17 protein-coding genes and 5 tRNA genes are annotated in these 22,551 nt (G+C 74.6%); 16 read left to right on the top strand and 6 right to left on the bottom strand.

Annotated features, from left to right (window positions below; genetic code table 11):
* Nucleotides 1–27 precede the first annotated feature (27 nt).
* The 10 genes from ACZ4SV_RS20735 (at nucleotide 28) to ACZ4SV_RS20690 (ending at nucleotide 14,075) form a co-directional block, all read left to right on the top strand.
* Complete coding sequence (locus ACZ4SV_RS20735; protein WP_468005937.1) at nucleotides 28–678, top strand: HAD family hydrolase; 651 nt, start codon at nucleotides 28–30, stop codon at nucleotides 676–678.
* A 288-nt stretch (nucleotides 679–966) separates the two neighbouring features.
* On the top strand, nucleotides 967–2,058 hold the full coding sequence (locus tag ACZ4SV_RS20730) for a methionine ABC transporter ATP-binding protein (protein ID WP_365872005.1): 1,092 nt from the start codon (nucleotides 967–969) through the stop codon (nucleotides 2,056–2,058).
* A complete protein-coding gene (locus tag ACZ4SV_RS20725; RefSeq protein WP_365872003.1) occupies nucleotides 2,055–2,792 on the top strand; it encodes a methionine ABC transporter permease in 738 nt (245 codons plus the stop codon). The genes ACZ4SV_RS20730 and ACZ4SV_RS20725 overlap by 4 nt, the downstream gene beginning before the upstream one ends.
* A gap of 65 nt (nucleotides 2,793–2,857) precedes the next feature.
* Entirely contained in the window at nucleotides 2,858–3,688 is an 831-nt protein-coding gene (locus ACZ4SV_RS20720) for a MetQ/NlpA family ABC transporter substrate-binding protein (RefSeq protein ID WP_365872001.1), read from the top strand.
* 22 nt (nucleotides 3,689–3,710) lie between these two features.
* A complete protein-coding gene (locus tag ACZ4SV_RS20715; protein WP_468005936.1) occupies nucleotides 3,711–4,532 on the top strand; it encodes a MetQ/NlpA family ABC transporter substrate-binding protein in 822 nt (273 codons plus the stop codon).
* A gap of 163 nt (nucleotides 4,533–4,695) precedes the next feature.
* The gene (locus ACZ4SV_RS20710; RefSeq protein WP_365871997.1) at nucleotides 4,696–5,334 is read left to right on the top strand and encodes a GNAT family N-acetyltransferase; all 639 of its coding nucleotides are present in this window, start codon (nucleotides 4,696–4,698) and stop codon (nucleotides 5,332–5,334) included.
* Nucleotides 5,335–5,440: 106 nt separating this feature from the next.
* The gene (gene cbiE, locus ACZ4SV_RS20705; protein ID WP_365871995.1) at nucleotides 5,441–6,682 is read left to right on the top strand and encodes a precorrin-6y C5,15-methyltransferase (decarboxylating) subunit CbiE; all 1,242 of its coding nucleotides are present in this window, start codon (nucleotides 5,441–5,443) and stop codon (nucleotides 6,680–6,682) included.
* A 379-nt stretch (nucleotides 6,683–7,061) separates the two neighbouring features.
* The gene (cobT, locus tag ACZ4SV_RS20700) at nucleotides 7,062–11,783 is read left to right on the top strand and encodes a nicotinate-nucleotide--dimethylbenzimidazole phosphoribosyltransferase (RefSeq protein ID WP_468005935.1); all 4,722 of its coding nucleotides are present in this window, start codon (nucleotides 7,062–7,064) and stop codon (nucleotides 11,781–11,783) included.
* A 166-nt stretch (nucleotides 11,784–11,949) separates the two neighbouring features.
* Nucleotides 11,950–13,182 (top strand): uroporphyrinogen-III C-methyltransferase, encoded by a 1,233-nt coding sequence (cobA, locus tag ACZ4SV_RS20695; protein ID WP_365872065.1) that lies wholly within the window; start codon nucleotides 11,950–11,952, stop codon nucleotides 13,180–13,182.
* A gap of 74 nt (nucleotides 13,183–13,256) precedes the next feature.
* Complete coding sequence (locus ACZ4SV_RS20690) at nucleotides 13,257–14,075, top strand: TrmH family RNA methyltransferase (protein ID WP_397936938.1); 819 nt, start codon at nucleotides 13,257–13,259, stop codon at nucleotides 14,073–14,075.
* 689 nt (nucleotides 14,076–14,764) lie between these two features.
* Here the strand turns inward: ACZ4SV_RS20690 and ACZ4SV_RS20685 are convergent.
* Nucleotides 14,765–16,207: a serine/threonine-protein kinase gene (locus ACZ4SV_RS20685; RefSeq protein ID WP_468005934.1), complete on the bottom strand. Its 1,443-nt coding sequence runs from the start codon at nucleotides 16,205–16,207 to the stop codon at nucleotides 14,765–14,767.
* Between the two features lie 604 nt (nucleotides 16,208–16,811).
* Here ACZ4SV_RS20685 and ACZ4SV_RS20680 point away from each other — a divergent pair.
* The 3 genes from ACZ4SV_RS20680 to ACZ4SV_RS20670 all read left to right on the top strand — a co-directional run bounded on the left by ACZ4SV_RS20680 (nucleotide 16,812) and on the right by ACZ4SV_RS20670 (nucleotide 18,946).
* Nucleotides 16,812–16,988, top strand: coding sequence for a hypothetical protein (locus tag ACZ4SV_RS20680; protein ID WP_365883338.1), 177 nt, complete (start codon nucleotides 16,812–16,814; stop codon nucleotides 16,986–16,988).
* 624 nt (nucleotides 16,989–17,612) lie between these two features.
* A complete protein-coding gene (locus tag ACZ4SV_RS20675) occupies nucleotides 17,613–18,569 on the top strand; it encodes a phosphotransferase family protein (protein WP_468006054.1) in 957 nt (318 codons plus the stop codon).
* An 80-nt stretch (nucleotides 18,570–18,649) separates the two neighbouring features.
* The gene (locus ACZ4SV_RS20670) at nucleotides 18,650–18,946 is read left to right on the top strand and encodes a TFIIB-type zinc ribbon-containing protein (RefSeq protein WP_365883337.1); all 297 of its coding nucleotides are present in this window, start codon (nucleotides 18,650–18,652) and stop codon (nucleotides 18,944–18,946) included.
* A gap of 53 nt (nucleotides 18,947–18,999) precedes the next feature.
* Here ACZ4SV_RS20670 and ACZ4SV_RS20665 read toward each other — a convergent pair.
* From ACZ4SV_RS20665 to ACZ4SV_RS20645, 5 genes are all read right to left on the bottom strand, one after another.
* Nucleotides 19,000–19,071, bottom strand: a tRNA-Val gene (locus ACZ4SV_RS20665).
* A gap of 29 nt (nucleotides 19,072–19,100) precedes the next feature.
* Nucleotides 19,101–19,172, bottom strand: a tRNA-Val gene (locus ACZ4SV_RS20660).
* Between the two features lie 40 nt (nucleotides 19,173–19,212).
* A tRNA-Val gene (locus tag ACZ4SV_RS20655) sits at nucleotides 19,213–19,284 on the bottom strand.
* Between the two features lies 1 nt (nucleotide 19,285).
* A tRNA-Cys gene (locus ACZ4SV_RS20650) sits at nucleotides 19,286–19,359 on the bottom strand.
* Between the two features lie 38 nt (nucleotides 19,360–19,397).
* Nucleotides 19,398–19,470: transfer RNA gene (locus tag ACZ4SV_RS20645), tRNA-Gly, on the bottom strand.
* Between the two features lie 178 nt (nucleotides 19,471–19,648).
* On the opposite strand from ACZ4SV_RS20645, the gene ACZ4SV_RS20640 reads away from it, so the two are divergent.
* From ACZ4SV_RS20640 to ACZ4SV_RS20630, 3 genes are all read left to right on the top strand, one after another.
* Complete coding sequence (locus ACZ4SV_RS20640; RefSeq protein WP_468005933.1) at nucleotides 19,649–20,731, top strand: chorismate-binding protein; 1,083 nt, start codon at nucleotides 19,649–19,651, stop codon at nucleotides 20,729–20,731.
* Entirely contained in the window at nucleotides 20,728–21,549 is an 822-nt protein-coding gene (locus ACZ4SV_RS20635) for an aminotransferase class IV (RefSeq protein ID WP_468005932.1), read from the top strand. The genes ACZ4SV_RS20640 and ACZ4SV_RS20635 overlap by 4 nt, the downstream gene beginning before the upstream one ends.
* Before the next feature lie 173 nt (nucleotides 21,550–21,722).
* Nucleotides 21,723–22,547, top strand: coding sequence for a GNAT family N-acetyltransferase (locus ACZ4SV_RS20630; protein ID WP_468005931.1), 825 nt, complete (start codon nucleotides 21,723–21,725; stop codon nucleotides 22,545–22,547).
* Nucleotides 22,548–22,551: the final 4 nt, after the last annotated feature.

The following is a 22,551-nucleotide window of genomic DNA, read 5'->3' as shown; positions in this document are numbered from 1 at the left end:
CCCGCCGAACGCCGTAGGGTCTGGACCATGACGATCCACGCACACGCCCTCCTGTTCGACAACGACGGCACCCTCGTCTCCTCGCTCGACTCCGTCGAGCGCTGCTGGACCCGCTGGGCCCGGGAGTACGGGATCACCGCGGAGGAGTTCGCCCGCGTGGAACTGCACGGACGCCCGGCCACCGAGATCGTCGCCGACCTGCTGCCCGCGCACCTGGTGCCGGAGGCGGTCGCCCGGGTCGAGCAGCTTGAGGTCGAGGACGTGCCGGACGGCGGGGTGCGGCTGCTGCCCGGCACCCGCGCGTTCCTGGACGCCCTGCCCGCCGACCGCTGGGCCGTGGTCACCTCCGCCACCCGGCGCCTGGCCGAGGCCCGCCTGGGCGCCGTCGGCATCACCCCGAAGGCCCTGGTCACCTCCGACGACGTCACCCGCGGCAAGCCCGACCCCGAGCCCTATCTGCTGGCCGCCCGGCAGCTCGGCGTGGACCCCGCCCGGTGCGTCGTCTTCGAGGACGCCCCCGCCGGACTGCGGGCCGGCCGCGCCGCCGGCATGACTACCGTGGCGTTGGCCACAACCCACCGGGCGGCGGACCTGGACGCCGATCTGGTGGTCCGCGACCTGTCGGCCCTGTCCGCCCTGGTCACCGACCGCGGCCTGGAGATATCCGTCCGCCGCTGAGGCCGCGGCCCGCACTGTCCGCCGCTGTCCATCATCCGGACAGCGGCGACCGGCCGGGACCGCCGGTCTGGTTTACTGAACGCATGACCACGACGAGCTGCCGCACCCTTGCGACCGAGGCGACCATGACGCCCGGTGCTCGTTGTATGTGTCGCCTGATGTGTCGAATGTGCGCCTTCTAGAGGGCCCCCGCATCAGCTGAGCCTCGCGCCCCGAAGCGAGAGCCGTGGCATGTCCGTGCGCCGCAGGCCGTACGAGACGCACGACCACCCTCCATGTCGCAACCGCATGCACCCGTGTCCGGGCACACCCACGCCCGCGCACTCGACAGTGACGGAAACCCACGTGATCACCACCTCGGGCCTGACCAAGGTCTACCGCTCCCGCGGCCGTGAGGTCACCGCCCTCGACGGCGTCGACCTGCACGTCCGCGAAGGCGAGGTCTACGGCGTCATCGGCCAGTCCGGCGCCGGCAAGTCCTCCCTCATCCGCTGCGTCAACCTGCTGGAGCGCCCCACCTCCGGCACCGTGACCGTCGCCGGACAGGACCTCACCGCCCTGGCCGGACGCGGCCCGCGCGCCGGCCGGGAGCTGCGCCGCGCCCGCAGCCGGATCGGCATGGTCTTCCAGCACTTCAACCTGCTGTCCTCGCGGACCGTCCAGGACAACGTCGAGCTGCCCCTGGAGATCCTCGGCACGTCCGGCAAGGAGCGCTCCCGCAAGGCGCTGGAACTGCTGGACCTGGTGGGCCTCGCGGACAAGGCCAAGGCCTACCCCGCCCAGCTCTCCGGCGGCCAGAAGCAGCGCGTCGGCATCGCCCGCGCCCTGGCCGGCGACCCCAAGGTGCTGCTCTCCGACGAGGCCACCAGCGCCCTCGACCCGGAGACCACCCGCTCCATCCTCCAGCTTCTGCGCGACCTGAACCGGCAGCTCGGCCTGACCGTCCTGCTCATCACCCACGAGATGGACGTCGTGAAGTCGGTCTGCGACTCCGCCGCGCTGATGGAGCGGGGCCGGATCGTGGAGTCCGGCACGGTCAGCGAGCTGCTGGCCACCCCGGGCTCGGAGCTGGCCGCCGCCCTGTTCCCGGTGAGCGGCGAGGCCACCGGCGACGACCGGACCGTCCTCGACGTCACCTTCCACGGCGAGAGCGCCACCCAGCCGGTCGTCTCCCAGCTCGCGCGCACCTACAACATCGACATCTCCATCCTCGGTGCCGCCATCGACACCGTCGGCGGCCTCCAGGTCGGCCGGATGCGCATCGAACTGCCCGGCCGCTACGAGGACAACGTGGTGCCGGTCGGGTTCCTGCGCGAACAGGGCCTGCAGATCGACGTCGTGGGCCAGGACGCCCCGCTGGTGAAGGAAGGTGCCAAGTGACCTGGTCGGAGATGCAGCCGCTGCTGTCGCAGGCGTGTACCGAGACGCTCACCATGGTGCTCTGGTCCACCCTGATCGCCATCGTCGCCGGCCTGCCCCTCGGCATCCTGCTGGTCCTCACGGACCGGGGCGGCCTGCTGCAGAACGTCGTCGCCAACAAGGTGATCGGCCAGATCGTGAACGTCGGCCGCTCCATGCCGTTCATCATCCTGATGGTCGCCCTGATGAGCTTCACCCGCTGGGTCACCGGCACGACGATCGGCACCACCGCGGCGATCGTGCCGCTCGCCATCGGCGGCATCCCCTTCTTCGCCCGCCTGGTGGAGACGGCCGTCCGCGAGGTGGACCACGGGCTCGTCGAGGCCGTGCAGTCCATGGGCGGCAGCACCTGGACGATCGTCCGCAAGGTCCTCGTCCCCGAGTCCCTGCCCTCGCTGATCGCCAGCACCACCACCACGGTCATCGCGCTCATCGGCTACTCCGCCATGGCCGGCACGGTCGGCGGCGGCGGCCTCGGCGACCTCGCCGTCCGCTACGGCTACCAGCGCTTCGAGACCGAACTGATGTGGATCACCGTGGCGATCCTCGCCGTCGTCATCTCCCTGATCCAGTTCGCCGGCGACTTCGCGGCCCGCTCCCTGCACCGCCGCGGCGCCCACTCCGGACCCGCGCCCAAGCTGCGCCTGCTGAAGGCCGGGGAACCCGCGGCGGCCGACATCAGCAAGGTCGCGTAAGGACCCACAGGCTCCCCGGTCGCCCGTACCCGGGGTCGCACCACCCTTAAGGAAAGGCACTTTTCGTGCGTAACACCGCCAAGCTCACCACCGCCGTCCTCGCCGCCGGAGCCCTCACCCTCGGGCTGACCGCGTGCGGCAACGACAAGGACTCCGGCTCCTCCGACACCAGCGGCCCGCTGGTCGTCGCCGCGAGCCCCACCCCGCACGCCGAGATCCTCGACTTCGTCAAGGACAAGCTGGCGAAGAAGGCGGGCCTCGACCTGGAGGTCAAGGAGTTCACCGACTACATCACGCCGAACACGGCGACCGAGGACGGCTCGGTGGACGCCAACTACTTCCAGAACCAGCCGTACCTCGACGACTTCAACAGCAAGCGCGGCACCCACATCGTGCCCGTCGTCACGGTGCACCTGGAACCGCTCGGCCTCTACTCCCACAAGGTCAAGAAGGCCGACGCCCTCAAGAGCGGTGCGACCATCGCCGTCCCGAACGACGCCGTCAACGAGGCCCGCGCCCTGAAGCTGCTCGCCGGCAACGGGCTGATCACCCTCAAGGACGGCGTCGGCAACGAGGCCACCCCGCAGGACATCACCAAGAACCCCAAGAACCTCAAGTTCAAGGAAGTCGAGGCGGCCCAGACCCCGCGCTCCCTGGACGACGTGGACGCGGCCGTGGTCAACGGCAACTACGCCATATCCTCCGGCCTGAAGCCCGCCAAGGACGCCCTCGTCCTGGAGTCCCCGAAGAACAATCCCTACGGCAACTTCCTCGCCGTGAAGAAGGGCAACGAGAAGGACCCGCGGGTCACCAAGCTGGCCAAGCTGCTCACCTCGCCCGAGGTCAAGAAGTTCATCGAGGACAAGTACCAGGGCTCGGTCATCCCGTCCTTCTAGCCGGCCCGGGGGGATCGAAGCCATGCGCACGTCCGTCGTCACCGTGGCGGTCCTGGCCCTCGGCCTGACCGCCTGCGGCTCCGGCTCGGACTCCGGCAGCGGCGGTGGCAAGGACGACACGCTCGTCGTCGGCGCCACCGCCGTCCCGGCCGGCGAGGTGCTCACCTACGTCAGGGACCACCTCGCCGCCAAGGCCGGACTGAAGCTGGAGGTCAAGGAGTTCACGGACTACGTCCTGCCGAACACCGCCCTCCAGGAGGGCGAGCTGGACGCCAACCTCTACCAGAACCAGCCCTTCCTGGACGACTTCAACAAGTCCAAGGGCACCGACCTGGTCTCCGTCGTCAAGCCCTACCTGCCGCCCATGGGCGTCTATTCGCACCGGGCGAAGAACGTCACCAAGCTGGCCGACGGAGCCACCGTCGCCGTGCCCAACGACGTCACCAACGAGGGCCGCGCCCTGAAGCTGCTGGCCGCCGGCGGCGTCATCGGGCTCAAGCCCGGCGCCGGCACCGACGCGTCCCCCGCGGACGTCACGGACAACCCCCGGCACCTGCGGTTCAGGGAACTGGAGGCCGCCCAGCTGCCCCGCTCGCTCGACGACGTGGACGCCGCGGTCATCAACAACAACTACGCCCAGGACGCGGGCCTCAGCCCCACCGAGGACGCCATCCTGCTGGAGTCGGCCAAGGACAACCCCTACGCCAACCTCCTCGCCGTCAAACGCGGCAACGAGGACGACCCCCGGGTGCGCACACTGGCCCGACTGCTCCTCTCACCCGAGGTACGCGCGTTCATCAAGGACAAGTACCACGGGTCCGTCCTGCCGGCGACCGGCGGCTGACGGCACGTACGGGGGCGTTTCCCGACGCGCGGGGTCCACTCCTCACCGAGGACTGGACCCCGTCGTGCGGTTCGGTGGTTTCATGCTGCATGCTGGGCAGTTCAGCGGGGCCCGGCGGCCCTGACGGTCTTCCGAGCGATTTCCGAAGGTTACGGAGCGGCGCATGACGAGCACCTTCCCCAACATCTCCATCAGCACGGAGCGGTTGGTGCTGCGCCCCCTCGACGAGGACGACGCGCCCGCCCTGGCCGAGATGATGAACGACGAGCAGGTCGTCGCCTGGACCACCGTCCCGCACCCCTGCACCGAGACCAGGGCCCGCCACTGGATCACCCGGACCGCCCCCGGCGAACGCACCGAGGGCCACGGCATCGTCCTCGCCGTCACCGAGTTCCTCACCCAGCGGCTCGTCGGCCTCGTCCACCTGCGCAACACCGACTGGCGCGTCCTGTCCAGCGAACTGGCCTACGTCATCGCACCCTGGGCCCGAGGCGAGGGCTACGCCTCCGAAGCGGCCCTCGCCATCGCCCAGTGGCTCTTCCACGACCGGAAGTTCGAACGGCTCGAACTGCGCACCGCCGCCGACAACACCGCCTCCCAGCAGGTGGCCCAGAAGATCGGCTGCATCAGCGAGGGCGTCCTGCGCAACGCCTGGATAGCGCGCGCCAGGACCGAGGACGGCACCTGGACCGAGGTCCGCACGGACATCATCGTCTGGAGCCTGCTGCCCGAGGACCTCGCCGGCGTCAGCGAGCAGCCGGCCGACGCGAACGGTTTCACCTCCTACGCGGACTGGAACTGAGCACGCGGGCGAAACGCCCGCGCCCCCACCGGGTACCCTCACGGAGCCCGCACCGGGCTCCGCCCCCTTTCGAAGACCTGCGCGCAACCACGGGAGACTGACGACGATGGCCGACCGGGTCACGGTGATCGGCTGGGACGGCTCGCCGCTGACCGCCGCGGCACGGGGCGCCCTCGGCGCCGCCACCCTCGTGGCCGGCGCCGCCCACCACCTGGCGCTGCCCGAGGTGCCGCCCGCCGCCGAACGCGTCCGCCTCGGCAGCGTCGCCCTGGCCGCCCGCCGCATCGCCGCCCACCGCGGCACGGCCGTCGTCCTCGCCGACGGCGACCCCGGCTTCTTCGGCGTCGTGCGCACCCTGCGCGCGCCCGAGTTCGGCCTGGAGGTCGAGGTCGTCCCGGCCGTCTCCGCCGTCGCCGCCGCCTTCGCCCGGGCCGGCATGCCCTGGGACGACGCCCAGGTCGTCGTCGCCCACCCGCGCACCCTGCGCCGCGCCGTGAACGTCTGCCGCGCCCACGCCAAGGTCGCCGTGCTCACCGCGCCGGGCGCCGGCCCCGCCGAACTCGGACTCCTGCTGGACGGCGTCCACCGCACCTTCGTCATCTGCGAGGAACTGGGCACCGACCGCGAACAGGTCAGCGTCGTCACCTCCGACAAGGCCGCCGACCACACCTGGCGCGATCCCAACGTGGTCATCGTCATCGGCGGCCCGGCCGGCGCGGCGGAGGACGGCGGCTGGATCGCCGGGCGCGACCCGGGCACCGGCCCGCGCGGCTGGGTCCAGCCCGACGAGACCTACGGCGGCGGACCGGGCGGCGGTCCGGGTCCCGGGCTCGGCGAGGGCGAGACGGAACTGCTGCGCGCCGCCCAACTGGCCCGCCTCGGCCCCCGGCTCGGCGACCTGGTGTGGGACATCGGCTGCGGCGGCGGCGCGTTCGCCACCGAGGCCGCGCGGGCCGGCGCCGCCGTCATCGCCGTCGACCACGACCCGGCCGCCTGCGCCCGCACCGAGGGCGCCGCCCGCCGGTTCGGGGTCCAGCTCCACATCGTCCACGGCGGCGCCCCGCACATCCTGGAGGACCTGCCCGAGCCGGACGTCGTACGGATCGGCGGCGGGGGACCGGCCGTCGTCTCCGCCGTCGCCGACCGCCGCCCGCAGCGCATCGTCACGCACGCGGCGACCCGCGACGCCGCCGAACGCGTCGGCCGCGACCTCACCGAGCACGGGTACCGGGTCGAGTGCGCCCTGCTCCAGTCCGTCGGGCTCGACACCCGGACCTGGACCGAGACCGAACGGAACGTCGCGTTCCTGCTCACCGGGGAACTCCCGCTGCGCGAACCGTCCCGCTGAGGGGCACGGCCGGGCGGGCCGGATCGCGCCCCGTGATCCGGTTGTCGTACCGCGCGCGGTAGGCTGGCCGATCGTTGTACCGCACCGGCGGCCCGGACTTCGTTCGCCAATGTCCGGATCGCGTGCCCGTTTTGGGGTGGGTGGGGTACGGCGGAACCGGAGGACGCGCAACGTGGCGCAGTCCACAGCGGACTGTCGCGGATCATGCTGTCGCGACGGCGGAACGGCCGGGACAATGCCACTGAATGGCTTTGTCGCCTTTTCCGGCGGGTCGTTCGTGCCGCAGGGCACGGACGCTCGTTCTTCACTGCGGGGCGGTCGGTGCGCCGTTCCGGGTGAGCTGGTCGTAGAAGCACTAACCGATGGGCGAGGGGTACGCATGACGGACACCGGCCAGGTCCCGGGCGAGGGGCAGCCGGAGAGCGCAGGCATGGTGGAGCAGCCGGGCGTCCCCGCGCACGGCGCGTACACCTACCTCTCCGAGGCTCCCGCCGAGGACGAGGACCTGCTGCTGCCGGGTGCCCAGGGCGCGTGGGGCAACGAGGTACCGCCACCCGCTCCCGAACCGGTGGTGGAAGCCGTCCACGAGCCGGGCCCGCACGAGACGGCCGGCCGTGACACCGGCGCGGTCGACCTCAACGGGGTCCGCCTGCCCCACTCCGGCCCCGCCTCGGTCCCGCCGTCGCCCATCCTCTCGGCACCGCACGACCCGTCGGCCGCGCCCCAGCCGCGCCGTCCGCTGCACCTCGGCCCGCCGATCCCCGACGCCTCCGCCAGCCCGGTCCGCTCCCTCGCCGACCGCGGCCCCGCCGGCGCGCCGGTACGCCAGCCCGCACCGCCGGCCGCCGGCCCCGAGTACCTCGACGCCCAGGCGCAGCCGGTCCCGCAGACCGCGGCCCCGTGGGGCCCGGCCCCCGCCGCCCCGGCACCGGCACCGGCTGCCGAAACGGTTGACCCGGCCGTGTCCGCCCCGCCCGCCGAGCCCGCCGACGCGGCCCAGGCCACCATGGCCCGCCTCGCCGGCCAGGCGGCGGCTCAGGGCGCGTCCGGTGAGACCGGCCAGGTGCCCGTCGTGCACGGGCACGACGGGGTCCAGCCGGCGGACGCCCACGACGGCGTGTACACGGCACCGGCGGACGCCGAGGGGGGCGCCGTCACCGGCGCGGCCCCGGCGGAGCCGGCGGGGGAGCAGGGCCCGGTGGCCGCCCAGGACGGCGCCGAGCAGGCGCCCGCGGCGCCGGACGCGCCTGTGGCGGACGCGGTGCAGCAGACCGTTCCGGCCGAGGCGACCCCGGAACAGGCGGCGCCGGACGACGCTGCCCCACAGCAGGTTCAGGTTGCGGAGAGCGCGCAGGCCGTGGAGGTCCCGCAGCACGCCGAGGCGGACGCTGCGCAGGCTGGGGAAGACGCTCAGGTGAACGCGCCGCAGGCTGTCGATGCGCAGCCGGTGGCCGCGACGCCGCAGGCTGTCGACGCGGCGCTGCTCGCGGAGGGTGCGCAGGTCACTGATGCCGCGCAGGCCGCCGGGGTCGCGCAGCACGTGGAGGCGGTGCAGGTGGCCGATGCGGCGCAGGCTGCGGAGGCGGTTCAGGCTGTGGACGGGCCGTACGTCGCCGACGCCGTGCAGGCCGTGGAGGCGCCGCAGGTTGTCGATGCCGCGCAGGTCGCCGAGGTCGCCGAGCACATCGAGGCGCCGCAGACCACCGACGCCGTGCAGACCGCGGAGGCGCCGCAGGTTGCCGACGCCGTGCTGCCCGCGGAGGACCCTCAGTTCGCTGAGGCCGCCGCCCAGCACCCGGAGGCGGCGCAGGCCACCGGCACCGCACAGACCGCCGAAGCGCTCCAGCCCGTGGACGCACCGCAGGCCACCGACGCCCCGCAGCCGGTGGAGGTGCCCCAGGTCGTCGACACCGCGCAGGCCGTGGACGCTCCGCAGGCCATCCACGCTCCGCAGACGGTGGAGGCGCCGCAGGCCGTCGAGACCGCGCAGGCTGTGAACGCGCCGCAGGACTTCGACGTCCCGGAGGACGCGCAGCCCGCCGACACCGCGCAGGCCCCTGTCGTCACGCCGCCCCAGGCTCCCGTCGACACCGCGCAGGCCCCCGTCGTCACGCCGTCCCAGGCTCCTGCCGTCACGCCGTCCCAGGCTCCCGTCGAGGCCCAGGCCGTCGACTCCGCGCAGGACGCGCCCGACACGGCTGCCACCCCGGGCGCGGTCGCCGCCCTCCCCGACGCGGTCGCCGTTCCCGGCGCGGCCCTGCCCGCCGAGGTGACTGCCGCCCAGGACGCGTCCGAAGCGGCCGTCGCCCCGGGCGAGGTCGAGCCGGCCGACGCGGTGACTCTCCCCGACATGGTCACCGCCCCGGGCGCGGCCCTGCCCGCAGAGGCGGTCACCCCTCAGGACGCAGCGCCCTCCGCCGAGGCGGTGGCCGCCCAGGACGCAGCCCTGCCCGCTGACGTGGTCGCCCCCCAGGACGCGGCCCCGCCCGCAGAGGCGGCCGCCCCCCAGGACGCAGCGCCCTCCGCCGACATGGTCGCCGCCCAGGACGCAGCCCTGCCCGCCGAGGCGGTCGCCCTCCCGGAAACAGCGCCCTCCGCCGAGGCGGCCGTCCTCCCGGACGCGGCCCAGCAGACCGCCGCCGCTCCCGAGGCCGACGCCGCCCTCGCGGCCACCGAGCCCGTCACGGCCGGGGCACCCGAAGCGGCAGCCCTCCCGGCGCAGCCGGCCCCGGACGCCCCCGTGGCCGCCGAGGTCCCGGAGTCCGCCGCCCCCGCCGTCGAGGCGGCACACCCCGCCGTACCCGATGCCCCCCAGGTCAGCGAGCCGGCCGCCGCCCCGGCCCCGCAGCCCGCCGAAGGCGCCCCGCACGCCGCCGAGTCCGCCGTACCGCAGCCGCAGCCGACGGACACCGCCGTACCGCAGCCCCACCCCCAGGGACAGGACGCCGCCGAGCCGCAGCCCCACCCCCAAGCTCAGGCGCAGGACACCCCCGTACCCCCGCACGCGGCGCACCCGGAGCAGCCTGGCGTGCCGGACGTGCCGGACGTGCCGGAGATGCCGGGGGAGGGCCTGGTGTCCGCCGCCCCGCACCCGGAGGCCGCCCCGCACCCGGAGGCCGCCCCGCACCCGGAGCCCGCCCCGCCGCACCCGCTCGTCCTGCCCGCGCAGAACCCCCCGGCACCCCAGGGCCCGCAGGGGCAGTCCGAGCCGGTGGCCACCGTGCCCGCGCCCCGTGAGGGCGAGCCGGCCGGCGTACCGGGCACGGAGCCGGACCCCGACGTCGTACCGCACCCGGCGGACCTGGAGACCAGGGCCGCCGGCCAGGAAGAGAGCACGGCCGCAGTGGCGGAAGCACGACAGTCCACCGGCCCGGCCGCGCCCGGCTACGCCGACGCCGAACGCGAGGCCGTCCTGAAGGTGATGCGCGAACGCCGCGACATCCGCAACGGCTTCCGCGGCGACCCCATCCCGCACGAGGTGCTGCTCCGGGTCCTGGAGGCCGCGCACACCGCGCCCTCCGTCGGCCACTCGCAGCCCTGGGACTTCGTCGTCATCCGGTCCGCCGAGACCCGGCGGACGATGCACGAACTGGCGACACGTCAGCGCGAGGCCTACGCCAAGTCGCTGCCGAAGGGCCGGGCGAAGCAGTTCAAGGAACTGAAGATCGAGGCCATCCTCGACACCCCGGTCAACATCGTCGTCACCGCCGACCCCACCCGCGGCGGCCGGCACACGCTCGGCCGCCACACCCAGCCGCAGATGGCGCCCTACTCCTCGGCGCTCGCGGTGGAGAACCTCTGGCTCGCCGCCCGCGCCGAAGGCCTCGGCGTCGGCTGGGTCAGCTTCTTCGACGAGCGGGAGATGGTCCGCGCGCTCGGCCTGCCCGAGCATCTGGAGGTCGTCGCCTACCTGTGTGTCGGGTACGTCGACGAGTTCCCGGACGAGCCGGAGCTGATGCAGGCCGGCTGGTCCAAGCGACGCCCCCTGTCCTGGGTGGTGCACGAGGAGACGTACGGCCGCCGCGCCCTGCCCGGAGAGGAACCCCACGACCTGCTCGCCGAGACCGTCGCACAGATCCGCCCGCTCGACGCCAAGGCGCTCGGCGAGGCATGGGAGCGCCAGAAGCGCATGACCAAGCCGGCCGGCGCGCTCGGCATGCTGGAGATCATCTCCGCGCAGTTGTCGGGGCTGTCCCGGCAGTGCCCGCCGCCGATCCCGGAACCCGCCGCCGTCGCCATCTTCGCGGGCGACCACGGCGTCCACGCCCAGGGCGTCACTCCCTGGCCGCAGGAGGTCACCGCCCAGATGGTGGCCAACTTCCTCGGCGGAGGAGCCGTCTGCAACGCCTTCGCCGCCCAGGTCGGCGCCGAGGTGTGCGTCGTGGACGTGGGCGTCGCCGCCGACCTGCCCGCCACGCCGGGCCTGCTGCCGCGCAAGATCCGCGGGGGCACGTCCGACATGACCGCCGGTCCCGCGATGACCCGCGAGGAGGTCAAGGCGGCCATCGAGGTGGGCATCGAGACCGCCCGCGACCTCGTGGCGGCCGGCAACAAGGCACTGCTCACCGGCGAGATGGGCATCGCCAACACCACCGCGTCCGCCGCGCTGATCTCCGTCTACACCGGTGCCGACCCGGCCGAGGTGACCGGCCGCGGCACCGGCATCAACGACGAGACGCTGGCCCGCAAGACCGAGGTGGTCCGGCGCGCGCTGGAACTGCACCAGCCGGACCCGGCCGACCCGGTCGGCGTCCTCGCGGCCGTCGGCGGCTTCGAGCACGCGGCCCTGGTCGGCCTGCTGCTCGGCGGCGCGTCCCTGCGTACGCCGGTGATCCTGGACGGCGTCAGCGCCGGCGCCGCGGCCCTCGTCGCCCGCGCGATCGCCCCCGAGGTCCTCGCGGCCTGCATCGCCGGTCACCGCAGCGCCGAGCCCGGCCACGTCGCGGCGCTGAACAAGCTGGGCCTGCGCCCGCTGGTCGACCTGGACCTGCGGCTCGGCGAGGGCACGGGCGCGCTGCTCGCCCTGCCGCTGGTGCAGAGCACGGCCCGTGCGATGCACGAGGTGGCGACGTTCGACGCGGCAGGAGTCACCGAGAAGTAGGCGGAACTCCCCGGGAAGCGGCCTCGCGGCCCGGGGCGGGCGGTCCGGTGTTCAGCTACCGGACCACCCGTGCCGTCTGCCGCGTACACGGCATAAAATCCGCACGTCAGGGCCGCTCCAAAGGTGCGGCGTGCCCGTCTCACCGCTGCACGAGGAGCCGTACCTCATGGCCGAACACCCCGCCTACCCCGTAGGTCTCCGCCTCGCCGGCCGCCGCGTGGTCGTCCTCGGCGGCGGGCAGGTCGCCCAGCGCCGCCTCCCGGCGCTCATCGCGGCCGGTGCGGACATCGTCCTCGTCTCCCCGCACGCGACGCCCTCGGTCGAGGCCATGGCGGACGCCGGCGAACTCGCCTGGGTGCGGCGCGGCTACCAGGACGGCGACCTCGCCGACGCCTGGTACGCCCTCATCGCCACCAGCGACCCCGACGCCAACACCCGGGCCTCCGCCGAGGCGGAGCGGCACCGCGTCTGGTGCGTCCGCTCCGACGACGCCGACCAGGCGACGGCCTGGACCCCGGCGACCGGCCACAGCGAGGGTGTCACCGTCGCCGTGCTGACCACGCACGCGCGGGGCCGCGACCCCCGGCACACCGCCGCCATCCGGGACGCCGTGGTGGAGGGCCTGCGCGACGGCACCCTCGTCGCCCCGCACCACCGCACCCGCACGACGGGCGTGGCGCTGGTCGGCGGCGGGCCCGGCGACCCCGACCTGATCACGGTCCGCGGCCGGCGGCTGCTCGCCGGCGCGGACGTCGTCATCGCCGACCGGCTGGGCCCGCGCGATCTGCTCGCCGAGCTGCCGCCGCACGTCGAGGTGATCGACGCGGCCAAGATCCCCTACGGCCGTTACATGGCCCAGGAGGCCATCAACAACGCGCTCATCGAGCACGCCAAGCAGGGCAAGGCGGTGGTCCGGCTCAAGGGCGGCGATCCGTACGTCTTCGGGCGGGGCATGGAGGAGGTCCAGGCACTCGCCGAGGCGGGCATCCCGTGCACGGTGGTCCCGGGCATCTCCAGCTCCATCTCGGTGCCCGGCGCGGCCGGCATTCCGGTCACGCACCGGGGCGTCGCCCATGAGTTCACCGTGGTCAGCGGCCATGTCGCACCCGACGACGAGCGCTCCCTGGTCGACTGGCCCGCGCTGGCCCGGCTCACCGGCACCCTGGTGATCCTGATGGGCGTCGACAAGATCGGGAAGATCGCCGAGACGCTCATCGCGCACGGCAAGGCCCCCACGACGCCGGTGGCCCTGGTCCAGGAGGGCACGACGGCCGCCCAGCGCCGTGTGGACGCCACCCTGGCCACGGTCGCCGAGACGGTGACGGCCGAGGACGTCAGGCCCCCGGCGGTCATCGTCGTCGGCGAGGTCGTGCGGGTCGGCCCCGAGCCCGTCGCCTGAGCATTCCCCACCAGGGGTGACACCACCCCTGACCAGCCGTTGGCAGCCCCTACAGAGCAAGGCAGTATCACCCCGTGGCCGATCTCATCACCGTCGACGACCCCGACGACCCGCGCCTGGCCGACTACACGGACCTGACCGACGTCGAGCTGCGCCGCAGGCGGGAGCCCGCCGAGGGCCTGTTCATCGCCGAGGGCGAGAAGGTCATCCGCCGGGCCAGGGAAGCGGGCTACGAGATGCGGTCGATGCTGCTCTCGGCCAAGTGGGTCGACGCCATGCGCGACGTCATCGACGAACTCCCGGCCCCGGTGTACGCCGTGAGCCCGGACCTCGCCGAACGGGTCACCGGCTACCACGTGCACCGCGGCGCCCTCGCGTCCATGCGGCGCAAACCGCTGCCGGCGGCCGCCGGACTGCTCGGCTCCGCCCGCCGGGTGGTGATCATGGAGTCGGTGAACGACCACACCAACATCGGCGCCATCTTCCGCTCGGCGGCGGCCCTCGGCATGGACGCCGTGCTGCTGTCGCCGGACTGCGCCGACCCGCTGTACCGGCGGAGCGTCAAGGTCTCCATGGGCGCGGTGTTCTCCGTGCCGTACGCCCGTCTGGAGACCTGGCCGAAGGGCCTGGAGGCGGTCCGCGAGGCCGGCTTCACCCTGCTCGCCCTCACCCCGGACGAGCAGGCCGTCCCCCTGGACGAGGCCGCCCCGCACCGGATGGACCGGGTGGCGCTCATGCTCGGCGCGGAGGGCGACGGGCTCACCCGGCAGGCCCTGGCCGCCGCCGACCGGTGGGTCCGCATCCCGATGTCCCACGGCGTCGACTCCCTCAACGTGGGCGCGGCGGCGGCGGTGGCGTTCTACGCGGTGACGACGGGCCGCCCGGAAGCGTGACCCGGACGCCCGGCCGACCAGAAGCGTGACCCGGCCGCCCGGCTGCCCGGAAGCGTGACCCGACGGCCGGCTGACCAGGAGCATGGCCCGGTGGCCCGGCTGCCCGGAAGCGTGACCCGACGGCCGGTTGACCAGGAGCATGGCCTGGTGGCCTGGTGGCCTGGTGGCCTGGTGGCCTGGTGGCCTGGTGGCCTGGCGGCCCGGGACCGGCCGGGCAGGAGGCGGGTCGCCGGGCGTTGCGTCCCGGCCTGGCCGCCCTTTCGCGCGGGCCCCGGTGCGTGTGGCCCGGCACCGGCCCGGGACTCTGTCGCCTGGCTCCGGTGTCCCGTTCGGTTCCCGGTCGCGGCTCGGGGCCAGCACCCTTTCGCCCGGCGTGAGGTCCGCGCGGGCCCTGGTGCGTGTGGCCCGGCACCTGCCGGGGACCCTGACGCCTGGCTCCGGTGTCCCCTTCAGTCCCCGGTGTCGCGGCTCGGTGCGGGCACCTTTCCGCCCGGTGTGAGGTCCGCGCGGGCCCTGGTGCGCGTGCCCGGCACGCCTAGGAAACTGACGCCCGGCTCCGGTGCCTCGTTCGGTTTCCGGTCTCGCGGTTCGGGGCCAGCACCCTTCCGCCCGGCGTGAGGTCCGTGTGGGCCCCACTTCGCGTGGCCCGGCACCCGCCCGGGACCTCGACGCTCGGCCCCGGTGCCCGTTCAGTTCCCGGTGTCGCGGCTCGGCGTCGGCACCGTCCCGCCCGGCACGAGTACGTCGGCGCCCGTCGGTGCGGGGCCGGACTGGGCGTACCGCTGCCGCGGGACGCCACCGCCGTCGCCGCCGAGCCCGCGCGCCGGACCCTGGCAGCCCTGGGCCAGCGCGATACCGAGCGCCACCAGCAGCGTCACCACCACGAACACGAACAGCCGCTGCCGTAGCAGCCGGGGATTGGCGGGCCGCCGCCCGGTGCCTGCCGGCCGCCGCCCGGGCCGGGCTCCGCCGCCGCGCGGAGCGGGCCGGCCGCCGCCGGGCCGCTGGCCGCCGCGCGGCGCCGGCGTATTGCGTGCCGTGCCCGGCCGGCCGGCGGCACCGCCGCGCGCCCCGTTGCCGCCGCGTGCGGACATCCCGCCGCGGGACGGCACGTCACCGCGCGCGGACATCCCGTTCCTGGACGGCGCGCCGCCCCGCGCCGGGGTGCCGCCCCGCGGCAGCGGCGTACCGGGCGAGGCGCGCCGCTGGGTGCGCTGCGGCTCGGGGTAGGTGTCGACGAGCCGCCCGGTGGGCCGGTCGGCCTCGGCGGCACGCGGCGCGGGCGGCCGTACGTCGGTCAGGCCCTGCGCCTCCCGGGCGGCGATCTCCTTCAGCCGCAGCGAGAGCTGGAGCGTGCTGGGCCGCTCCTCGGGGTCCTTCGCCAGGCAGGCCCGGAGCAGCGGGGCCAGCGCGTCCGGCACGCCGGCGAGTTGGGGCTCCTCGTGCACCACCCGGTACAGCATCACCTCGGAACTGCCCTGTCCGAAGGGGGAGTCACCGGTCGAGGCGTACGCCAGGGTCGCGCCCAGCGAGAACACGTCGGTGGCCGGCGTGACCGTCGCGCCGCGCACCTGCTCCGGGGCGAGGAAGCCGGGGGAGCCGACGGCGGTGCCCACATGGGTGAGCGTGGAGGCGCCGGTGGCCCAGGCGATGCCGAAGTCGATGATCCGCGGCCCCTTGGGGGACAGCAGGATGTTGGAGGGCTTCAGGTCCCGGTGGACGACACCGGCCTCGTGCACGGCGACCAGCCCCTCGGACAGGGCCGCGCCGATCGCCGCGGTGTCGGCGGCACCGAGGGCGCCCTCCCCGGCGACCTTGTCGTGCAGGGAGGGGCCGGGCACGTACTGGGTGGCGAACCAGGGCCGCTCGGCCTCCAGATCGGCGGCGACCAGACGGGCCGTGCAGCCGCCGCGGATGCGCCGGGCCGCGGACACCTCGCGCGCGAACCGCGACCGGAACTCCTGGTCCTCGGCCAGATCGGGCCGGATGACCTTGAGCGCCACCCGCTGCCCCTTCTTGTCGGAGCCGAGGTAGACCACGCCCATCCCGCCCGCGCCGAGCCGTCGGTGAAGCCTGAACGAGCCGACGACGCGCGGGTCCTCGCGCCTCAGGCGCATCATCGCCATGTTCATCCCCGCTGCCCGGTCCCTGTGACGTGGCACAGCTTACGTTTCCCCGGCCGCCCGCGCGCAGAGGCCGCGCCCTCCGGGCCGGACGGATTGTGCGGGCCGTCCGGGTGAGGTGAAACGAAGTCAGCAGGACGGCCCCGACGGCGACTTTGAGCCGAACGCCCTGTCAACCACCTGATGTGGCAGGGAGGTTGGGCTCGCGCGGGGACGCGATGCGCGGGGCGGTGCGCCGGCCGGCCGGCGGACGCCGACCGGCCGCGGACGGGACCGGGCGCCGGATAGCGGCGGGCCCCCGCCACCCCTTCCGGCAGCGGTCCGAGTGAGGGAAGTCACTCCTTCCGGTGGGCGGGACGCTTCCGAAATGACCGGACAGAGCGGGCGGCCTCTCAGGGAAGACCCCGAGAGCCGGGTCCGTGTCTCCACCCAGGGGAGTACTCCGCAGGTCGGGGCTCCTCCTCGGGGAGGCCCGGCAAGCGGTACGAGGGCATGACGTGCCCCGTGCGCGGCGGGCCTAGATTTGAGGACAAGCGGCGGGTGCGGTACTCGTCCCCCGAGGTTCGAACACTCGCCGCTGCCGATGACAACCGAAACGGTCAGGAGAGGGACCATGGCCCAGACGGCACCGCGACGTACCGCGTTCGCCCACCGCCGCACGGGCCGTCGCCATCCACTGGTGGCGACGCTCATGGCCCTTCCCCTGGCGGCCCTGCTCCTGCTGGTCTTCGACGGCTGGGAGACGGTGGCCACACAGGCGTCGTCCGTGGGTGCGATGCTGGGGCGCTGAGCGGCGACCCCAGGCCCGGAAGAGCGGTCCGGGCGGGGACATCCAACCATGAAACCCCGTGGGGACGGGGGTACGGCGGACGGCACGAATGCCGGCGCAGCTGGGGAGCTGCGCCGGCATGAGCCGTTTCCCGCCATAACGAAGACGGCACGGGCGCGACCGTCGCCCACGCTCACGCCGCCCCTGGGTGCCGCCGGGGCGGGACGGGCGGCCCCCCGCGCACGCGGGCGAGCGTCCCCGCCCGCCACCGGCCCCAGTACCCTCGGCCGAACAGCCCACCCGCACGAGGCAGCCTTGACCGCAGACACAACCGCAGCCACGCATACCGGCACGAGCACCGGCACGGACGCGGACACCGGCCCCCGCCCCACCGCTCCCGCCCTCCCCGCGCAGGCCGAAGCCAGGGTCGTCCGGCCCGCCGGCACCGTCGCCGTCGCCAAGTCCCACGCTCCGGACACCGACCCCGCCCTCACCGCGGAGGGCGAAGCCACCGCCGCCAAGCCCCACCCCCCGGAAAGCGACCCCGCCGTTCCCGCCCTCCCCGCGGAGGCCGAAGCCACCGGCGCCAAGCCCCACGCCCCGGACACCGACCCCACCGCCCCGCGCCCCACCGCTCCCGCCCTCATACCCGCGCTCGCAGCGGCGGCCGAGGCGGCCGCCCACCCCGGCGACTCCGCCGCCCCCTGCTCGTGCCGCAGCGGCCTCCTCGCCGACCGCCTCGACGCCACCGTCGTCCGGCACGCCGGCGTCGTCGCCAAGGCCCACGCTCCGGACACCGACCCCGCCGGGCTGGCCCTCCGCGTCGCCACGGCCGCCCGCCTCCCCGGCGTACTGCTGCCTCCGCTCGCCCCCGGCCCGGCCCCGCTGCACGACCGGCTCGTCACCCTCTGGCCGTACGGTGCTCCCGTGGACCCGGACGACCCGGACGCGGCCCCCTGGGAGGCCGCCGGCACCCTCCTGGCCCTGCTGCACCGCGCCCCCGTCCCCGCCGGGCTCCCCCCGATGCGCGGCCCCGCCAAGGCCGCCCGCGCCCTCGACCGGCTCCGCGCGGCCCTGCGCACCGCCCCGCCGGACGCGCCGGCCCGTTCCGCCGCCCGGCCCGTCCTGGCCGCCTGGTCCGCCCTGCCCGCCTGGGCCCGGGCGGCGGCCCCGATGCCCGGCCCGGCGGCCCTCTGCCACGGCGACCTGCATCTCGGCCAGCTCGTCCGGCACCCGGCCCCGGACGGACCGTGGCGGCTGATCGACGTGGACGACCTGGGCGCCGGCGTCCCGGCCTGGGACCTGGCCCGGCCCGCCGCCTGGTACGCCTGCGGGCTCCTCCCGCCCGCCGAGTGGACCCGTTTCCTGACCGCCTACCGGCAGGCCGGCGGCCCGGCCGTGCCCGCGGACGGCGACCCGTGGGCCGCCCTGGACGTCCCGGCCCGCGCGCTCACCGTGCAGACGGCCGCCCTGGCGACCGGCAAGGCGCTCGCCGCCGGCCGCCCGCTGGACGAGGTGGAGCAGGCCGTGGCCGACGCCTGCGCGCGCATGCCGTCCGCCCCCGCTCACCCTGCCCGGCCCGCGCCCGGCATCCCGGGCTAGGCTGCAACCGCCCGGGGCCGGACGGAGTCTGTCCTGGGGAAACACCAAGCAGGACCGACCGGCGAGGAGTTGAGCCGACCATGCAGTGTCCGAAGTGCCATGCGCCGATGCACACCTACAACCGCAACGGCGTCCAGATCGAGCAGTGCAGCGGCTGCCGCGGCATCTTCCTCGACTACGGCGAGCTGGAGGCGCTGACCCGGCTGGAGTCCCAGTGGTCGCAGCCCGCCCCGCCCCCGCCGCCCGCCCCGCAGGCGTACCCCGCCGCCCCGCCCGCGCCCGCCTGGGGCGCCCCGCACGGCGGTCACCACGGCGACCACGGTCACTACGGCCACCAGCGCCACAAGAGCTTCGGCCACATGCTGTTCTCCAGCTAGAGGACACGCGAAAGCCCCCGGCCGTACGAGACGGCCGGGGGCTTCCTGCGGTGTGGACGATACTGGGATTGAACCAGTGACCTCTTCCGTGTCAGGGAAGCGCTCTCCCGCTGAGCTAATCGTCCGCGGACCGTGACCCAGGGGTCACAGGCGGTGCGCGATACTGGGATTGAACCAGTGACCTCTTCCGTGTCAGGGAAGCGCTCTCCCGCTGAGCTAATCGCGCGGGTGGGACCTTCGAGAAGATCCGGGATCCGGGGATCCAGTGGACGATACTGGGATTGAACCAGTGACCTCTTCCGTGTCAGGGAAGCGCTCTCCCGCTGAGCTAATCGTCCTTGGAGGTGGAGACGGGATTTGAACCCGTGTAGACGGCTTTGCAGGCCGTTGCCTCGCCTCTCGGCCACTCCACCAGGAGTGTAGGGGATCGGGACGACCCCTTCTTCCTGCGAGCGGACGACGAGGTTCGAACTCGCGACCTCAACCTTGGCAAGGTTGCGCTCTACCAACTGAGCTACGTCCGCCTGTCGTTTCGGTCCGCTTCCGCGTCCCGGCGACGTGTTGAACTCTAGCGGATTCCCGGGCCAGCACAAAAACGCGTTTGCGCAGCGTGCTGCGGTGCGCCCCGCGTACCCGGTGGTCAAGGGCCCCTACGGGACATCCCGGGGCCCCCGGACGGTCACCCGTCCTAGACTCGACCCCGTGCTCCCTCACCCCTCCGGACTCCCTCCTCTCGCCCGTTTCGGCGACCGTGTCGCCACCGGACTGCTCGACGTCACGAGCGACCCGGCCGCCCTGGACTCCAGCGGTTTCTGGGCCGTGTGCGCGGACTTCGAGGGCGGCCTGACCTGCGCCCGCTTCGCGGACGTGCGCGAGGAGCCGGTGCCCGCGCCGGTGCCGGGCCGGTGGCGGGGCCCGGAGCGGGGACAGTGGTCGTCCTCCCTGGACCGCGCCGCGTACACGGCGGCGGTCCGCCGCATCCGGGAGCACATCGCGGCCGGCGAGGTCTACCAGGTCAACCTCTGCCGGGTGCTCGGCGCGCCCGTCGCCCCCGACGCCGACGTGGACGCCCTGGCCGCCGTGCTGGCCCGCGGCAACCCGGCGCCGTACGCCGGAACCGTCCGGCTGCCCGGCCACGGCCTGGAGATCGCCACCGCCTCGCCCGAGCTGTTCCTGCGCCGGCGCGGCCGTACGGTCGAGTCGGGGCCGATCAAGGGCACCGGGCGCACCGAGGCGGACCTCACGGAGAAGGACCACGCCGAGAACGTGATGATCGTCGACCTGGTCCGCAACGACATCGGACGGGTCTGCGTCCCCGGCAGCGTCGGCGTCCCCGACCTGTGCGCCGTGGAGAAGCACCCGGGGCTCGTCCACCTCGTCTCCACCGTCCGCGGCGAACTGCGCGGGACCGCCGGCTGGCCGGAGCTGCTGGCCGCGGCCTTCCCGCCCGGCTCGGTCAGCGGCGCCCCCAAGCAGAGCGCCCTGAGCATCATCGAGGCGCTGGAGACGGCACCGCGCGGCCCGTACTGCGGCGGTATCGGCTGGGTGGACGCCGACCGGGGCACCGCCGAGCTGGCCGTCGGCATACGCACCTTCTGGATCGACCGCGCCGAGGGCGTCCTGCGCTTCGGCACCGGGGCCGGCATCACCTGGGGATCCGACCCGGAGGGGGAGTGGCGGGAGACCGAGCTGAAGGCGTCCCGGCTGCTCGCGGTGGCGTCGGGGACGTACACGGAGACCGACGAGGCCGACGAGGCCGGCGACACCGAGGGGACCCGCGCATGAGGATCTGGCTGGACGGCGCCCTGCGCGAGGCGGACTCCGCCCGGGTCTCCGTCCTCGACCACGGCCTGACGGTCGGCGACGGCGTCTTCGAGACCGTGAAGGTGGTCGCCGGCCAGCCCTTCGCGCTCACCCGGCACCTCGACCGGCTGACCCGCTCGGCCCGCGTCCTCGGCCTGCCCGACCCCGACCACGACGAGGTCCGCCGCGCCTGTACGGCCGTACTGGAGGCCGGTCCGATGCCGCTGGGGCGGTTGCGGATCACCTGCACCGGCGGCCACGGCCCGCTCGGCACCGGCCGCGGCGCGCACGGTCCGACCCTGGTCGTCACCGTCGCCGAGACCACCCGCCGTCCCGGCTCCACCGCGGCGGTCACCGTCCCGTGGACCCGTAACGAACGCGGCGCCCTCGCCGGCGTCAAGAGCACCTCGTACGCCGAGAACCTCGTCGCCCTGGACCACGCCCGCCAGCTCGGCGCCTCCGAGGCGCTGCTCGGCAACACGGTCGGGCAGCTCTGCGAGGGCACCATGTCGAACGTCTTCGTCGTCCTGGACGGCGAGATCCACACTCCGCCCGTCTCCTCCGGCTGCCTGCCCGGCGTCACCCGCGCCCTGGTCGTCGAGTGGACGGGCGCGAAGGAGACCGATCTGCCGTTGGACGTCCTCGGGCGCGCCGACGAGATCTTCCTCACCTCGAGCCTGCGGGACGTGCAGGCGCTGCACCGGATCGACGGACGCGAACTGCCCGGCGCCCCGGGCCCGGTGACCGCCGAGGCCATGCGGATCTTCGACGAGCGCTCCGGCCGGGACCTGGACCCCTGACCCGGACACCGGGCCGACGGCGGCGGCCCGCCGCGGACCACGGGCCGGGCCGTCGGCCCGCCGTCGCGCACGTACGTCGGGCCGACGACAGCGGGCCGCCGTCGCGCCCGCGGCCGCGAACGGTGGCGAAAACCGGCTGACTCGGCCGGTCGGCGCGGGTAGAACACCTGTTGATGACCACGACCCTGCGGCCGGCCGAGCCGCTCCAGCAGAACCCCGACGGAACCCGCTCCCGGCGCTTCACGGTGTGCGTGAACAGCCGCCCCGTCGGCGAACTCCACCTCGGCACCTCGCCCGCCCTCGGCGACTCGGTGGCCCGCGTCATCGACCTGCGGATCGCCGGGCCCGACCGGCGGCGCGGCCGGGGCACCGTGGCCGCGCTCGCCGCGGAGGAGGTGGCCCGCGGCTGGGGCTGCGGGCAGATGGAGGCCCTGGTGCCCGCCACCGCGGACGCGGCGCTGGGCCTGTTCGGCGCCCTCGGCTACACCCCGCGCAACCGCGGCATGGAGAAACAGCTCGGCGGCACCGCGCCCGAACTGCCCGCGGGCAGTCAGGCGCGGCCCATGACCGGGGCCGAGTTCGGCGCGTGGCAGGAGGCGGAGGCCGAGCGGTTCGCGCGGACCTGGATGGAGCGGGGCGTCCCGGAGGCCGTGGCCCGCGCCAAGTCCCGCGACGACCACGCGCGGCTGCTGCCGGACGGGCTCACGACCGACGGCATGGTCTTCACCGTGCTGGAGCACGCGGGCAGCCGGGTGGGCACCCTGTGGGTGGCCCTCCAGGACACCAAGGCGTACGTGTTCGACGTGGCGACCGAGGAGGCGCACCGCGGCCGGGGGCACGGCCGTACGCTCATGCTGCTGGCGGAACGCCAGGCGATCGGGGCCGGCCACCAGGTGCTCGGCCTCAACGTCTTCGCGGGCAACACCCCGGCCGAGCGCCTCTACGCGTCACTCGGCTACGAGACCGTCACCCACTCCCTGAGCAAGCCCTTGCTCTAGGGGC

The sequence above is a fragment of the Streptomyces sp. NPDC027672 genome, assembly GCF_055566335.1.
The sequence above is the reverse complement of the archived record's forward strand: the minus strand, read 5'-3'. Positions and strand labels throughout refer to the sequence as shown.

Excerpts from the sequence above, each read along its gene's own strand:
- ACZ4SV_RS20735 (WP_468005937.1), top strand. The coding sequence starts at position 28 with ATGACGATCCACGCACACGCCCTCCTGTTCGACAACGACGGCACCCTC.
- ACZ4SV_RS20730 (WP_365872005.1), top strand. The coding sequence starts at position 967 with ATGCACCCGTGTCCGGGCACACCCACGCCCGCGCACTCGACAGTGACG.
- ACZ4SV_RS20715 (WP_468005936.1), top strand. The coding sequence starts at position 3,711 with ATGCGCACGTCCGTCGTCACCGTGGCGGTCCTGGCCCTCGGCCTGACC.
- ACZ4SV_RS20710 (WP_365871997.1), top strand. The coding sequence starts at position 4,696 with ATGACGAGCACCTTCCCCAACATCTCCATCAGCACGGAGCGGTTGGTG.
- cbiE (WP_365871995.1), top strand. The coding sequence starts at position 5,441 with ATGGCCGACCGGGTCACGGTGATCGGCTGGGACGGCTCGCCGCTGACC.
- cobT (WP_468005935.1), top strand. The coding sequence starts at position 7,062 with ATGACGGACACCGGCCAGGTCCCGGGCGAGGGGCAGCCGGAGAGCGCA.
- cobA (WP_365872065.1), top strand. The coding sequence starts at position 11,950 with ATGGCCGAACACCCCGCCTACCCCGTAGGTCTCCGCCTCGCCGGCCGC.
- ACZ4SV_RS20685 (WP_468005934.1), bottom strand. The coding sequence starts at position 16,207 with ATGAACATGGCGATGATGCGCCTGAGGCGCGAGGACCCGCGCGTCGTC.
- ACZ4SV_RS20680 (WP_365883338.1), top strand. The coding sequence starts at position 16,812 with ATGGCCCAGACGGCACCGCGACGTACCGCGTTCGCCCACCGCCGCACG.
- ACZ4SV_RS20670 (WP_365883337.1), top strand. The coding sequence starts at position 18,650 with ATGCAGTGTCCGAAGTGCCATGCGCCGATGCACACCTACAACCGCAAC.
- ACZ4SV_RS20635 (WP_468005932.1), top strand. The coding sequence starts at position 20,728 with ATGAGGATCTGGCTGGACGGCGCCCTGCGCGAGGCGGACTCCGCCCGG.
- ACZ4SV_RS20630 (WP_468005931.1), top strand. The coding sequence starts at position 21,723 with ATGACCACGACCCTGCGGCCGGCCGAGCCGCTCCAGCAGAACCCCGAC.